Source organism: Alcaligenes sp. Lyrl_28 (assembly GCF_051948705.1).
Lineage (GTDB): Bacteria > Pseudomonadota > Gammaproteobacteria > Burkholderiales > Burkholderiaceae_B > Alcaligenes > Alcaligenes ammonioxydans.
Genome location: NZ_JAYJLG010000026.1, coordinates 1 through 311 on the forward strand (window position 1 = coordinate 1; position 311 = coordinate 311).

General features: G+C 62.4%; 1 protein-coding gene. It reads right to left on the reverse strand.

Annotated elements, in window-relative coordinates; translation table 11 throughout:
- On the reverse strand, window positions 1–311 hold a 311-nt coding region (locus VF694_RS16445), incomplete at both ends, for an isochorismatase family protein (RefSeq protein ID WP_440164917.1).

The window sequence follows — 311 nt, forward strand, 5'->3', positions numbered from 1 at the left end:
ACCACGCTGGAGCGCACGCAACCACTGGTCACCGCACCCGCCACCAGCAGTGTTTGCACGCCACGCTGGGTCAGCCACGCCGCCAGGGGCGTACCAAAAAACGCCGACGGCACGTTCTTGCGAACAATAAATTCACCCGGTGCAGGAGCCAGCTCCGGCACGATGTGGCTGTTGTGCGCATCTTCGGTCAGACCCAGCATGCCGGGGACTTTGATGCTGAAGATATTGTGATCAGCGCCATCGTCGGCATACACGATACGCGTGTGCGCCACCGGCCAGCCCTGCTCACGCGCCGTTGCCAGCAACTTCTG